Annotated in this window: 11 protein-coding genes; 4 read left to right on the top strand and 7 right to left on the bottom strand. The window is 57.8% G+C overall.

From position 1 onward, the window contains the following. The first annotated feature begins 9 nt into the window (after window positions 1-9). On the top strand, window positions 10-324 hold the full coding sequence (locus CLAC_RS03750) for a cupin domain-containing protein (RefSeq protein ID WP_053411760.1): 315 nt from the start codon (window positions 10-12) through the stop codon (window positions 322-324). A 148-nt stretch (window positions 325-472) separates the two neighbouring features. Here the strand turns inward: CLAC_RS03750 and CLAC_RS03745 are convergent, their stop codons facing one another. After that, window positions 473-1096, bottom strand: coding sequence for a cation efflux transmembrane domain-containing protein (locus tag CLAC_RS03745; protein ID WP_053411759.1), 624 nt, complete (start codon window positions 1094-1096; stop codon window positions 473-475). 120 nt (window positions 1097-1216) lie between these two features. Between CLAC_RS03745 and CLAC_RS03740 the strand changes: the two genes are divergently transcribed. Next, window positions 1217-2089 carry a lipoate--protein ligase family protein gene (locus tag CLAC_RS03740; RefSeq protein WP_053411758.1) on the top strand — a complete coding sequence of 291 codons (873 nt, stop codon included), beginning with the start codon at window positions 1217-1219 and terminating at the stop codon, window positions 2087-2089. 10 nt (window positions 2090-2099) lie between these two features. Here CLAC_RS03740 and CLAC_RS03735 read toward each other — a convergent pair whose 3' ends face one another. Genes CLAC_RS03735 through CLAC_RS03720 form a run of 4 tightly spaced genes read right to left on the bottom strand, consistent with a single transcriptional unit; the run spans window position 2100 to window position 5868 of the window. After that, window positions 2100-2339 carry a (4Fe-4S)-binding protein gene (locus CLAC_RS03735; RefSeq protein WP_053411757.1) on the bottom strand — a complete coding sequence of 80 codons (240 nt, stop codon included), beginning with the start codon at window positions 2337-2339 and terminating at the stop codon, window positions 2100-2102. Window positions 2340-2356: 17 nt separating this feature from the next. Then, window positions 2357-2938, bottom strand: a complete 582-nt coding sequence (locus CLAC_RS03730; RefSeq protein ID WP_053411756.1) for a histidine phosphatase family protein — start codon at window positions 2936-2938, stop codon at window positions 2357-2359. A gap of 37 nt (window positions 2939-2975) precedes the next feature. Continuing rightward, window positions 2976-4559 (bottom strand): cation:proton antiporter domain-containing protein, encoded by a 1584-nt coding sequence (locus CLAC_RS03725; RefSeq protein ID WP_053411755.1) that lies wholly within the window; start codon window positions 4557-4559, stop codon window positions 2976-2978. A gap of 40 nt (window positions 4560-4599) precedes the next feature. Further along, on the bottom strand, window positions 4600-5868 hold the full coding sequence (locus CLAC_RS03720; RefSeq protein ID WP_053411754.1) for an O-acetylhomoserine aminocarboxypropyltransferase/cysteine synthase family protein: 1269 nt from the start codon (window positions 5866-5868) through the stop codon (window positions 4600-4602). Window positions 5869-5973: 105 nt separating this feature from the next. On the opposite strand from CLAC_RS03720, the gene CLAC_RS03715 reads away from it, so the two are divergent. Continuing rightward, window positions 5974-7815 carry an LTA synthase family protein gene (locus tag CLAC_RS03715; RefSeq protein ID WP_053411753.1) on the top strand — a complete coding sequence of 614 codons (1842 nt, stop codon included), beginning with the start codon at window positions 5974-5976 and terminating at the stop codon, window positions 7813-7815. A 31-nt stretch (window positions 7816-7846) separates the two neighbouring features. On the opposite strand, the gene CLAC_RS03710 is transcribed toward CLAC_RS03715, so the two are convergent. After that, window positions 7847-8827, bottom strand: a complete 981-nt coding sequence (locus CLAC_RS03710; RefSeq protein ID WP_053411752.1) for a bile acid:sodium symporter family protein — start codon at window positions 8825-8827, stop codon at window positions 7847-7849. Window positions 8828-9063: 236 nt separating this feature from the next. On the opposite strand from CLAC_RS03710, the gene CLAC_RS12260 reads away from it, so the two are divergent. Continuing rightward, a complete protein-coding gene (locus CLAC_RS12260; protein WP_169750322.1) occupies window positions 9064-10770 on the top strand; it encodes a DUF3320 domain-containing protein in 1707 nt (568 codons plus the stop codon). Between the two features lie 16 nt (window positions 10771-10786). Here the strand turns inward: CLAC_RS12260 and lepA are convergent, their stop codons facing one another. Continuing rightward, window positions 10787-12631 (bottom strand): translation elongation factor 4, encoded by a 1845-nt coding sequence (gene lepA / locus CLAC_RS03700; RefSeq protein WP_053411750.1) that lies wholly within the window; start codon window positions 12629-12631, stop codon window positions 10787-10789. Window positions 12632-12751 lie beyond the last annotated feature (120 nt).

The following is a 12751-nucleotide window of genomic DNA, read 5'->3' as shown; positions in this document are numbered from 1 at the left end:
CTCAGACACATGAAATTCATCGAAGCCAAGGACTTCACCGCCGACCACCCTTGGGGTGCAACGGACATCGCAACTCTGACTGGAGCAACCACTGTGCGCTTGCACTGGAGCGACCAGCCCTACAAGTGGCATGTCAATGACGGCGAGGAGGTTTTTGTAGTTCTCGATGGCATCGTCGACATGCACTACCGCAAAGACGGGCGTGAACAGGTTCATACGCTCACGCCCGGCATCATATGCTTCGCAGAGTCCGGCGACGAGCATGTGGCCCATCCTCAGGGCGAGGCCAGAATGCTTGTCATTGAAAAGGAGGGGTCGGTGTAGTGGGCGCGTTCGGCCGACCGTGTCCGCCTCTCTTCCGTTTTGCCAGCTTTTTGTAGGAAGTAAGGCGATTTTTGGCCACACTTCCTACAAAAAGCTGGCAAAAATTGTGGAGGGCGGGCCACCCAACCCAGCGCCCCCCTACGCCCGCCTAGTCGTCATCGTCATCGTCCTCGTCAAGCTCGAGCTCCGGGTCCTCCGCCTGGGCCTGCTCGTAGACCTCCTTGGCCGCCGAGAGGTTAATCGCGCCGATGACCAGCCCCACCACGATGTCCGGCCATGGGCTGAACCAGAATACGGTGACCACTCCGGCGGCGAGGATGAGGAGGTTGGCCAGGACGTCGTTACGCGCGGCCAGCCAAGCACCGCGTACAAGCGCGCTGTCGGCACCGCGCAGGCGCATCAACAGCAGCGCGCAGACCAGGTTAATCACCATGGCGACCACGGCAGTCGTGGACAGGGTGAATGGTTCTGGCGCCTCGCCGCTAATCATCTTCCAAATCGCGATGCCGAATGCCGCAATCGCCGGAATCAGAATCAGGCCGGCCAGTCCAAAGCTCGCTTTCCGACGGCTCGCCAGCGACCACCCAAGGGCCGTGAGCACCAGCAGGTTGATGAGGAAGTCCTCGAGGAAGTCTGCGGCGTCGGCGAACAGCGCGGCGGAGCCAATCACCGAGGCAATGACCAATTCAAGGAGGAATCCGAACAGGTTGAGCCCCGCGACCCAAGCGACGATTCGCCGGGCGCGGTGGTCGAGAGTTTTTGAACTAAACACCGAAGTAGTTTAGCGAAGTGTCCACATGGTTACCCTCAATCCGGATGCGTCACGACTGCTCGGAGGCGGTACGTAATCCCCTACAGCCGCAACGAGCTAAGCGGAGCACCATAATTTTGTATGACGAGTACACAAAATACTTCGGACGCAAACCCCACCACCTACCATTCCGAGATGAAGGTCCCCGGAGGAAAGCTGGTGATCGCGGATGTGAGCACCCACGGCGACACGATCTCTTTACTGAGCGTCTCCGGTGACTTCTTCCTCGAGCCGGACGAGGCCTACGACATTATTAACGACTCCCTTCTCAGCGCCCCAGCCAGCGACGATGCCGAGCACCTGCAGGCCCGCCTCGACGCGGCGCTGAAGGTCTTCGAGGACCGCGACGGCCACAAGGTGAAGCTGCACGGCTTCGACACTCACGTCATCGCCCAAGTTATCCGCCGCGCACTCACGCAGGCCGTAGACTTCACGGACCTCACCTGGGAAATCATCCAGCCGGGCGTCCTGCCCACGGTCATGAACGTCGCACTGGACGAGGTCTTGCTCGACCAGGTCAACTCCGGGCAGCGCGGCCCGACGCTGCGATTCTGGGACTGGGAGGACCGGGCAACAGTCATCGGTTCTTATCAGTCGTATGTCAACGAGCTGGAACCCAGTGGCGTCGAGAAGCACAATGTGCAGGTTGTGCGGTGTATCTCCGACGACGGCAAAATCGGCGGTGCGGCCCAGAAGTGCCGCGGCAACACCGTGCTGCACCATGTGACCATGAGTTACGACATCGATGCCGACAAGATGATGGAGGTCCTGCGCATCGGCAAGGAGAAGATTGCAGATAAGGGCCTGCGCAGCGCGAAGAAGCGCGTCGATCCGTTGCGACGCCAGACCGGAGCCAGCCGCGCCGAGGTCATCGACACTATGAAACGGACATTCGCCAACCGCTATGGGGCCACCGAAGCACAGCTTTCCGACGATGACTTTGCCGCCTCCTAATGCCCCGCCCCTACTTCAGCCGGTACTTCAGCGCACCGGAGGGACACCGATCGATGTCTGCAGCGATATCCTCGGGGCTGGCCGCATTGGAATCAATCCACGGCCGCCGGTCGTAGTCGAACACGTCGGCATTGCCATGACCGCAATTCCTCGAGTGCTGACAGACTTCGGCATTCCAGCAAATGGTGACACCATCAGCTTCGTAAGCTTTGTAACCTTCCGGCTGACTTTCGACTTGCCAGCTTTCCATATGAGTTCTCTCCTCACTTACTCTGAGGCTACAGCACGCGTCAGATTCCAATGCAGCACCGCCGGACGGTCGTGATAGCGACCAAGTACCGACAGGGATGCCGTATTCAGCGGGAATGACGCACCGAGCGTAATCGGAAGTTCCAACCACACAGTTGTCAGAGCACGCAGCGAGTGCCCGTGCGCGAAAACAATCGCCTTCTCGACACCCGATTCTTGGACCCGCTTTACGACGCGTCTCACCCTCTCACGCACCTGATCAGCAGTTTCTCCCCCGGGGACTCCATGCGTCCAGATTTGCCAATCTGGCACAGCCTTGTGAACCTGCTCCGAGGTAATCCCCTCGTAGTCGCCGTAGAACCACTCGGCGAGGTCATCGTCGACCTCGAAATTGTGAAAGCCCGCCAGCCGAGCGGTTTCCTGGGCACGCCGACGCGGCGATGCCAAGACCAAACCGAAGTCATTGGTGTCGAGCCACCCATCGAGGGCCTTCGCTTCTTCACGACCGTGATCGGTCAACGGCAAGTCCGTGATGGAAGTGTGCTGCCCGGAGCGTGACCACTTAGTTTCGCCATGGCGCACGAGGAACAAATCAGTCATGCCACGAGCATAGGCCGGGCCATAAAATCCTGACCGACTACGCCCGCTCCGCGACGATCTCCATCGCCTGGTCCGCAAGCTCCTCACCTGCGCCGTCGTAGAGGTACACGGCTACGTCCGCGCCGCCGTCGACAAGCACATTTTTGAACTTAAGTACCTTCGTGGTGCTGGCGATGACACCGCTGGTGTCGTAGCGGCGAATGTTCTCCACCATGTCGACGCTGTCACTGTGGCCGGGCAGAGCCAACACGTAAAGCTTCGGGCGTTGCTCGAGCTCGATGCGCCGCCAGAGCTCGGTATCTGTAACATCCCCGGAAATGATGTTGTAACCGAGCCTGCGCAGGCGCTCGATTCGATCCTCATCGAAGTCGATACCGTAGACGTTGAGACCATATTCCTCAGTTAGGCGCCGGTAGACGCCCACTCCTACGCGCCCCATCCCGAGGACGAGAGCATCGGCGCCCACAACCTTCACCGGGCGCTCATCCGGGACAAGCCGCTCCGCCGGTGTTTCCGGCACCACGCGCTGAAGAACCTTCAGAATTTGCTCTTCCTTCGCCATGATTACCGAGCTGAGAATAAAGCTGCCCGCGACCGCGACTGCCATTATCGACGTCCACGACTTCGGCAACACACCCTGCTGCACTGCGACGGCCATGACAATCAGGCCGAATTCCGAGTAATTCGCCAACGTCAACCCCGACAATGCACTGGTACGAGCAGACATGCCGATACGCTGCAGAATCACAATGAATATGGCAGCCTTGGCGACCAGGAACGCCACCAGGATTCCGGCAATGAGGAAACCGCCGGCGTCGGGAAGCCCGCCGAGACCGATCTGAATAAAGAAGGCGACCAGGAGCAGTTCGCGGACACTGATGAGGGCTTTCGACAGGCGCTCAGCGACCGGATGCCCGGACAGGATAATGCCGGCGATCATCGAGCCCAGCGAGCCCGACAGTCCGGCGAGCTCAAACAGCGAGTATGAGGCGACCGCGATGCCAATGCCGGTGAGGACCAGCATCTCGGTGCGGAACATGCGGTCCGGCATGCGCGCGGCGATTGGCCTAAGCAGCAACAACAGCGGCAGCGCCAGGGCCCATACCTCCGGGGTCTTCCCCGACGAGGCGACCAGAACGCCAACGGCGATGATGTCTTGCAGCACCAGGACGCCGATAGAAATGCGGCCGACGGCGGAGCCACCACGGTTTTGGCTTTCCAACTGGCTCATCACAAATACAGTGGAGGAAAAGGACGTGGCAATTCCTATGTAAATCAGCGCGGTGACAGATAGCCCGGTCAGCTCGCGCAGTGGCAGGAACCCCGCAAGACCGAATAGGACCGCGAAGATGGCGGTATTCGCAATCGCGTGCCCGAGCCCTGACGAAATCACGCGTGGACCAGCGATATCCCTCGGGTTTAGCTTCAGCCCGATAGTAAACAGCAGGGTCGTGGTGCCGAGCTCAGCCAAAGAATCGATGAAGGGAATCTTCTCCAACCCCACCGCGCTAATGGCGAAGCCTGCGCCCAAGAAACCAATCAGCGGGGGCAGGCGCAGCATCGAGGCGCCCAGTCCCCCGATGATGGAGAACAAAATCGCGATGAGGTAAATGGATTCCACGTACTTAGGTTAGCGTGATTTCTCTCATCAACATTTTGAGTTACTGAACTTTCGCCAGCGCCTGCTCAATGTCGGCGATGAGATCGTCCGCGTCCTCAAGCCCGATGGAGAGTCGAACCAGACCCGGCGTGATGCCGACCGACGGTAGCTGCTCATCCGGCACCTGGCGGTGCGTTGTCGAGGCCGGGTGCAGTACACAGGAGCGTGCATCGGCGACGTGAACCTGTCGGGTGACAATCTCCAGCGCATCCATGAAGGTGGTGCCTGCCTCGCGTCCGCCCTTCAGGTCGATGGTGACAACACCCGATGCACCCTTTAGGTACTTCTGTGCCGTGGCGTAGTACGGCGAGGACTTTAGACCCGGGTAGCGCACCTCGTTTAGAACATCGGAACGGGTCTCCAAGTATTCGGCAATCTTCTGGGCGTTGTCGCAGTGACGCTGCATGCGCACGTCCAGGCTTTCCAGCGAATGGTTTAGCATGAACGCCGAGTGCGCCGCCGGGTAGGCACCGAAGTCGCGCTGGAGCTGCATGCGGGCCTTAATCACGAACGGCGCCGGCGCGTAATCCTTGGTGTAGACAACACCACGGTAGGACTCGTCCGGCTCCGTGAAGCCCGGGAACTTACCGTTGGTGTAGTCGAACGTGCCGGCATCGACGATCATGCCGCCGACCTGGATCGCGTGGCCATCCATGTACTTCGAGGTGGAGTGCACGACCACGTCGGCACCGTGCTCGATGGGCTTGCACAGCACCGGGGTTGCGAAGGTGGAATCCACGATCAGCGGCACGCCTTGGCTGTGTGCGATGCGGGCGAACTTCTCGACGTCCAGGACGCTCATCGCCGGGTTGGCAATAATCTCGCCGAACAGCGCCTTCGTGTTCGGCTTGAAAGCTGCCGCAATCTCCTCCTCCGGAGCGTCCTGATCCACGAAGATGACCTCGATGCCAAAGCGCTTGAGGGTGGTGGCGAAAAGGTTCGAGGTGCCGCCGTAGATCTCCGACGAAGCGACGAAGGAGTCACCTGCGGAGCAGAGGTTCATAATCGACAGGGCCGTCGCCGCCTGCCCCGACGACGTCGCCATCGCCGCAGCCCCACCCTCGAGGTCTGCGACCTTAGCCTCCACTGCCATCACGGTCGGGTTGGCGAAACGCGAGTAAATCAGGGCATGGGTCGGCTCATCGAAAACGGCCGCGATGTCGTCGGAGGAATCGAAGGTGTACGTCGTCGACTGGACGATAGGAACCTGACGCGGATCCGTATTGCCCGGAACATACCCGGAGTGGACGAGCTTGGTCTGATCTTTCATGCGAGGAAAACGCCTTTCAATCGGTTGAACCCTCATTGTAGGACCTCCCTCACAGTCCGCGAGGAAGATTGCCCCTTCACACCCCTGCCTCTATAAACTGGACAGGTGATTATCCTCGTTCAATTTGCCGTGCTCGCAGCCCTTATCACGCTTGGCACGGCCCTTTTCGGGCGCACTCGCAAAGCCCTGCTCCGAAGCGCTGCCATTGGGCTCACAGCAAACGCCATCGCCGTAATCTTCTTCCTCTTCGCAGTCGGGAAGACTGCTCTCTACGGTGGCTCCCTCTCGCTGGGGCTCACCGCCGTCTACTGCTTTACGACGCTCATCTTCGGCGGCACCCTGTTCTTTCTGGTCAAAACAGGATTCGCCAAGGGCTTGCTTGTTGAGCGACGACGTTACGGGCGCGCCCCGAGGACCCGCAGTTTCTTGTCATTCATTGCCGGTGCCGTACTGGGCTTCCTGATTGGCCTGTTCTTTTTCGTACCGCTCTGGTTCGGCAAGACCTTCGGCGACATTCGCGCAGATCACTTCATGTTCCTGCTCACCGAAGGCGGCGGAGAATCCACGCAGGAGCAGGACCTCGCGGTCCTCAACCTCATGGTTGTACCCGTTATTGCTACCGCGGTTATTGGCGCCTGCCTGGGACTAATTCACGCTGCCGTTAGGTTCGGGAAGGTTAAGACCGAGCGGGCGTCGGAAAGCAAAGGTTTTGGACTGCGCGGGCCGGTGCTGACGGCGATGTCCGCGCTGCTTGTTGGGTCGGTGGTGTTTGCCTTCAACACGGTTCCGCTGGCAGGAATACTGCGCCAGGAGTTTTCACACTCGGACTATATCCAGGCCAATTACGTGGCGCCGACCGCGGAGAACGTCCAGATGCCGGAGAAGAAGCGGAACCTGATCCATATCTACATGGAGTCGGTCGAGAACTCGTACTACTCCAAGGACATGGGCGGCTACATGGATGAGAATCTGATGCCCGAACTCGCAGAGCTGTCCAAGACCGGTGTCTCCTTCTCGCACACTGATAAGTACGGCGGGCCGCAGCAGCTCTACGCGTCGGGGCACTCGATTGCCGCGATGGTGAACATGTGGGCAGGCGTGCCGATGCTGGCTTCCGGCGCAGGCGACGGCAAGCAGATGTCCTACCCGGACTTCACCACCACCGGCGACCTGCTTCACGACGCCGGCTACGAGACAGAATTCATGCTCGGCGCCAGCGCCAAGTGGGGCGGGCTGGGCGACTATTACCGTAGGCACGGCGACTTCCACGTCTTCGATTACAAATACGCCAAGTCGCAGGGGCTGATTCCGCAGGACTACCACGTGTGGTGGGGCTTCGAAGACGACAAGCTTTACGAGTTCGCGAAGACCGACCTGACACGTCTGGGTGAGGGATCGAAGCCGTTCTACTTTGTTTTGGAGAATGCGGACACACACTTCCCCGATGGCTACGCCTCACCGAAGATGACGGATCGGCCCTATGCGAGCCAGTATGCGAATGTGATCAAGTACTCGCAGGAAGAAACCGTCAAGCTGATTCAGTGGATCCAGGCGCAGCCGTGGTCCAAAGACACCACGATTGTTGTGACGGGCGACCACCGCTCGATGGATAAGCACTTCTTCGAAGGCTGGGATGAGGACTACAGCCGCACGGTTGTAAACTTCATCCTGAACCCGGTGCAGGGAACGGACCAGCCGGATTCGGTGACTAAGAACCGCCAGTACGCGCCCTTCGACCTCTTCCCCACGATCCTGTCCTCCATCGGAGTCAAGGTTAAGGGCGATCGTCTGGGGCTTGGCACCGACCTGTTCAGTGGTCGGAAGACGCTGGTAGAACGCGACGGTGTGTCGAAGCTGAATGAGGAATTTTCCAAGAACTCGGAGTTCTACGACTCACACCGCGAAACTAAGGCCGCGACACCGGATATTAATCAGGACAGGAAGTAGGGCTGGTGGGATTGGTGCGAACGAAGCGAGGTTAGCTCTGAGATGAGCCGCGGGTCTGCTTACGGGCATCGGCTCGGCGGTACAGCAAAGCCAGCAGACCACCGGAGATGTTGTGCCAGACGCTAAAAACTGCTGCCGGTAGCGCGGACAGCGGCGAGAAGTAAGTGGTTGCCAGGGTTGCAGCAAGTCCGGAGTTCTGCATCCCTACCTCGACCGAAGTAGTGCGCGCTGCGCTTTCGTCGAGCTTCAGGAGTTTTGCAGCAAAGTAGCCGAGAACATAGCCGAGCGCATTGTGCAGGAACACAATCGCAAGCACGAGAAGGCCCGCTTGCGCGAGAGTGTCTGCAGACTTGGATACGACGGCAGCGACGACATAAGCGATGCCAAAGACAGAAATCCATGGCAGTGCTGGCAGAATCTTGTCGACGTTCTTTCGCAATAGCATCCTGACGACTAGTCCCAAGACAACTGGTACGAGGACCATTTTTACTATGGAAATCGACATCGCCGATGCAGACACTGGCAGGTACTGACCGGCCAGCCACAACGTAAGCAGCGGAGTGAAGATTGGTGCGAGCAGCGTCGAGATTGTGGTCATGGCGACGGACAACGCCACATCCCCCTTGGCCAGATAAGAAATCACATTGGAGCTTGTTCCGCCCGGCGCAGATCCGACCAATACGACGCCAACCGCGAGTTCGGACGGTAGGCCGAAGACCTTAACCAGCATTATCGCCAGGGCGGGCATGATAACAAACTGCGCTATCACGCCTATTAGTACTGGCAACGGACGCTTTGCGACATAGCCGAAATCAGGCAAAGTCAGCGTAAGTCCCATTCCGAACATGATGATGCCCAATGCAATTGTCACCTGACCGGAATACGGCTTAACAGCCTCCGGAAGCAGGAAGCCAAGCGCAAATGCAACAAGGATAATAACTGGGAATACCGTGACAGCGAGTTTTGCAGAGGAGTCTTCTTTGCTCACGACGGTGTTTGACGAAGTAGACATGAGTTCTCGGTTCTAGTTGATACTTTTTGCAGGCTAGTGGAACCACCAAGATGCGTTTCACTATGTGATATTTTTATCCCACCTAATGGGATGAGCGCAAAAATGATTCAGCCCAGAACCGATACAAGACCTAAAGTCCCAGCACCTTACAGCGGTGCTGCTCGTCGCATTGTCAAATCTCAGCTCATCTAGCAGTGCACATGCGGCAGCTCGAGGATCCTAGAATAATTAGGCAAATGAGCCACTCGGGAATTAAGGCGGAAAAATACAACTGTGGGCCAACAGACCTCGTAGGCACTCCAGATGAACTTCGCGGACGGCTTTCGAAAGATGCCCGGGCCAGACTAGAAGCGGCAATTGCTGAAATTGTCGCCGTTGAAGCACCCATCCAGCTAGATGCTCTAATCCGCAAAGTTGGCAAGAGGTTTGGATACAAGCGGGTACCGCGTAATCGCCAGCGAACTATTGCATACCGCATTCCTGGTGGAGTTTTGATTAAAGAAGGGAACCGCTCGTTCGTTTGGAGAGAAGGATCTTCCGCTGCAACTTGGAGAGCATACCGAGTAAGTAATGGAGGCCGAACTGTCAGCGAGATTCCGACCACTGAATTAGCTAACGCTCTAGTTTCAGTTGCAGAAAACTCAACAACAGCACTCGACCATGAAGGCCTCTACCGAAAGACGATAGCCCTATTTGGGCTGTCTCGCCTGACCGCTAAGTCAATTGACTATCTCGAGGAGGCTTTAGTCCTGGCTATTATTCGCGGTGATTTAGTGGATGAAGGAGCCCAGGTTTCCCCTACCTCAAGTGCCCTAAACAGCTCAGAAGCAGTTGAAGTTATAGAAGTCTCAGCAGGAGAAGAACCAGAGTACGAGACTCTGAGTGAAGACTCCGAAGTAGTAGCGAAACAGAACGATTCTCTAGAGGTAGCGCCCGGCATTACATTCAAGTGCTGGAGTTTGAAACCCGGCACATCGATTTCTCCTTTGGTCGGAAACCAAAGAAAAGGAATTTATGTACTCGAATTTGAAGACTCGCATCGCTATGTCGGTTTGACGAATGACATTGTCACCCGACTTAGCACTCATCGTCACGGGTCTGCGCATCACTCTGCCTGGGATGACATCGTTACTCTTTGGTTTAGGGAAATGCCTGAAGGAGACCTTCGCCAAGCCGAGCGCGAAGAAATTCAGCGACAGCTCTCATTAGGCCACAAGCTGCGGAACAAAGTGATGAACTTCGGGCATACCCAGGGAAGCGCTCTCGATGTTGAAGTGGCTATCGAATATCAAAAGCATTGGCTTCTAGGTGATGGCGAATACGAGTTGCCGGACTTGGAAAGCCGCATGCATCTGAAATCCAATCAAAAAAGTAAGCTTTTGTCGCACGTACCGAAGGATGTCCCTGAAGAAATATATGAGTGCGTACTTGACGACATTTCGTTTTTCCTGAGCGCAATCATTCCCAATGCTGTAAGTCTCGAGAAGAAATACTGGACCATTTCCGACTGGCCAAGTACAGCAGGCGGACGCCTGGCAACGCTAAACGTCGGTGCGCTCGAATTCGCCTATTTCCCTCGTCGTCCTTTTACAGACCCGAGCAGTTTTTCGGACGATACCGATTACTTCGTCTTCTTCAATTTGCCCGCGGACATAATGGATTTTGGAGACGAAATCGACCTGAACGAAGTAGAAGTCAGCTTTAAGACCGATACTTTCACTGGCGTAGCGGCAAAAATGATCTACCCGATGGTGGAGACAACCCACGTGGGAGTTCCCGTCGGCTTTGTCAGAGACTTTTTCGAAAACGACCCAGAAATGCTGCCGAAAGCAAGACAATTCGCAATCGACCTAATGGCATACCGCGATTCCGGAATTTTCCGTCGATTCCACAGCTCTGCTCTGACCGACGAAGTCTTCGAGCACTACCGGAAGAACCGGTAGCCCCCCCCCCTGCGTCCTACTTCCCCTCGTCCGTGCTCAGTGCCGCCACGAATGCCTCCTGCGGTACCGACACCGAGCCGATGTTCTTCATGCGCTTCTTACCGGCCTTCTGCTTCTCCAGCAGCTTGCGCTTACGGGAGATATCGCCGCCGTAGCACTTAGCCAGAACGTCCTTGCGTAGCGCACGGATATTCTCGCGGGCGATAATCTTCGAGCCAATAGCGGCCTGAACCGGCACCTCGAACTGCTGGCGGGGGATCAGCTCACGCAGCTTCTTGGTCATCTTGTTGCCGTACCACTGCGCGTTGTCTCGGTGAACAATCGCGGAGAAAGCATCCACGGCCTCTCCCTGCAGCAGAATATCGACCTTGACCAGGTCCGCCAGCTGCTCGCCGGCCTCCTCGTAGTTCAGGGAGGCGTAGCCCTTGGTGCGGGACTTCAGCATGTCGAAGAAGTCGAAGATAATCTCGCCCAGCGGCATCTTGTAGCGCAGCTCGACGCGATCTTCGGACAGGTAGTCCATGCCGCCCATTTCACCGCGCTTTTGCTGGCACAGCTCCATGGTGGTGCCCACGAAATCACTTGGCACGATAATCGTACACTTGACCACGGGCTCATAGACCTCGCGCAGCTTGCCCTCCGGCCAGTCGCTCGGGTTATGGACGGTGATCTCCGAGCCGTCCTCTGCGACCACGCGGTAGACAACGTTCGGCGCGGTGGAAATCAGGTCCAGGTCGAATTCGCGCTCCAGGCGCGCACGGGTGATTTCCATGTGCAGCAGGCCCAGGAAGCCGCCGCGGAAACCGAAGCCGAGCGCCACAGAAGTCTCGGGCTCGAAGGTCAGGGAGGCGTCGTTAAGCTGGAGCTTTTCCAGTGCGTCGCGCAGGTCGGGATAGTCCGCCTGAGAGATTGGGAACAGGCCCGAGTAGACCATCGGCTTCGGGTCCTCGTACCCCTCGAGCGGCTCCTCGGCGGGCTTCGAATTCAGGGTGACGGTATCGCCGACCTTCGACTGACGGACGTCCTTCACGCCGGTAATGAGGTAGCCCACCTCACCGACGCCCAGGCCAGAGCACTTCTTAGGCTGTGGTGAGACCACGCCGATCTCCAACAGCTCGTGCTTCGCACCCGTGGACATCATCTGGATGACATCGCGCGGCTTCAGCTGGCCATCAACCACACGGATGTAGGTGACCACGCCACGGTAGGTGTCGTAGACGGAGTCGAAAATCATGGCGCGAGCAGGCGCGTCCGGGTTGCCGACCGGCGCCGGAACCAGGTCGCAGACGCGGTCGAGCAGCTCCTCAACGCCCTCGCCGGTCTTTCCGGAAACGCGCAGGACATCCTCCGGCTCGCAGCCGATGATGTGCGCAATCTCGTCTGCGTACTTCTCCGGATCTGCGGCCGGCAGGTCGATTTTGTTCAGGACCGGAATGATTTCCAGGTCATTTTCCATGGCGAGGTACAGGTTCGCCAGGGTCTGCGCTTCGATGCCTTGGGCGGCGTCGACAAGCAGAATCGCGCCTTCACACGCCTCGAGTGCACGCGAGACCTCGTAGGTGAAGTCGACGTGGCCAGGCGTATCAATCAGGTGTAGGACAATCTCCTCGCCCGCGTGCTCACCGGTCTTGGGCACCCACGGCAGGCGTACGTTCTGCGCCTTGATGGTGATGCCGCGCTCGCGCTCAATATCCATGTTGTCCAGGTACTGGTCGCGCATATCACGCGCTTCCACCACGCCGGACAACTGCAGGATACGGTCCGCCAGAGTGGACTTGCCGTGGTCAATGTGCGCAATGATGCAGAAATTGCGAATCCTTGCCGGGTCCGTAAAAGTCTGCTCCGCAAAATTCTTGGTCACGTTGGGTCTACTCCGAAAATCTCGAAAGGGGTCAAAAAGGGCCTACACGAGCATCACGCGCAGCCTCCAGTCACGGCTAATACTACCTACTGATTTGCCCCGCACTAAACAGCACTTGCA

Source organism: Corynebacterium lactis RW2-5, from assembly GCF_001274895.1.
GTDB lineage: Bacteria > Actinomycetota > Actinomycetes > Mycobacteriales > Mycobacteriaceae > Corynebacterium > Corynebacterium lactis.
Note: the sequence above shows the minus strand (reverse complement) of the source record. Positions and strands in the feature narration are given on the sequence as shown.

What these genes read in the sequence shown, in the direction of transcription:
- CLAC_RS03720 (WP_053411754.1), bottom strand. Translation starts at nt 5,868, where the DNA reads ATGAAAGATCAGACCAAGCTCGTCCACTCCGGGTATGTTCCGGGCAAT.
- CLAC_RS12260 (WP_169750322.1), top strand. Translation starts at nt 9,064, where the DNA reads ATGAGCCACTCGGGAATTAAGGCGGAAAAATACAACTGTGGGCCAACA.
- CLAC_RS03735 (WP_053411757.1), bottom strand. Translation starts at nt 2,339, where the DNA reads ATGGAAAGCTGGCAAGTCGAAAGTCAGCCGGAAGGTTACAAAGCTTAC.
- CLAC_RS03730 (WP_053411756.1), bottom strand. Translation starts at nt 2,938, where the DNA reads ATGACTGATTTGTTCCTCGTGCGCCATGGCGAAACTAAGTGGTCACGC.
- CLAC_RS03710 (WP_053411752.1), bottom strand. Translation starts at nt 8,827, where the DNA reads ATGTCTACTTCGTCAAACACCGTCGTGAGCAAAGAAGACTCCTCTGCA.
- CLAC_RS03740 (WP_053411758.1), top strand. Translation starts at nt 1,217, where the DNA reads ATGACGAGTACACAAAATACTTCGGACGCAAACCCCACCACCTACCAT.
- CLAC_RS03750 (WP_053411760.1), top strand. Translation starts at nt 10, where the DNA reads ATGAAATTCATCGAAGCCAAGGACTTCACCGCCGACCACCCTTGGGGT.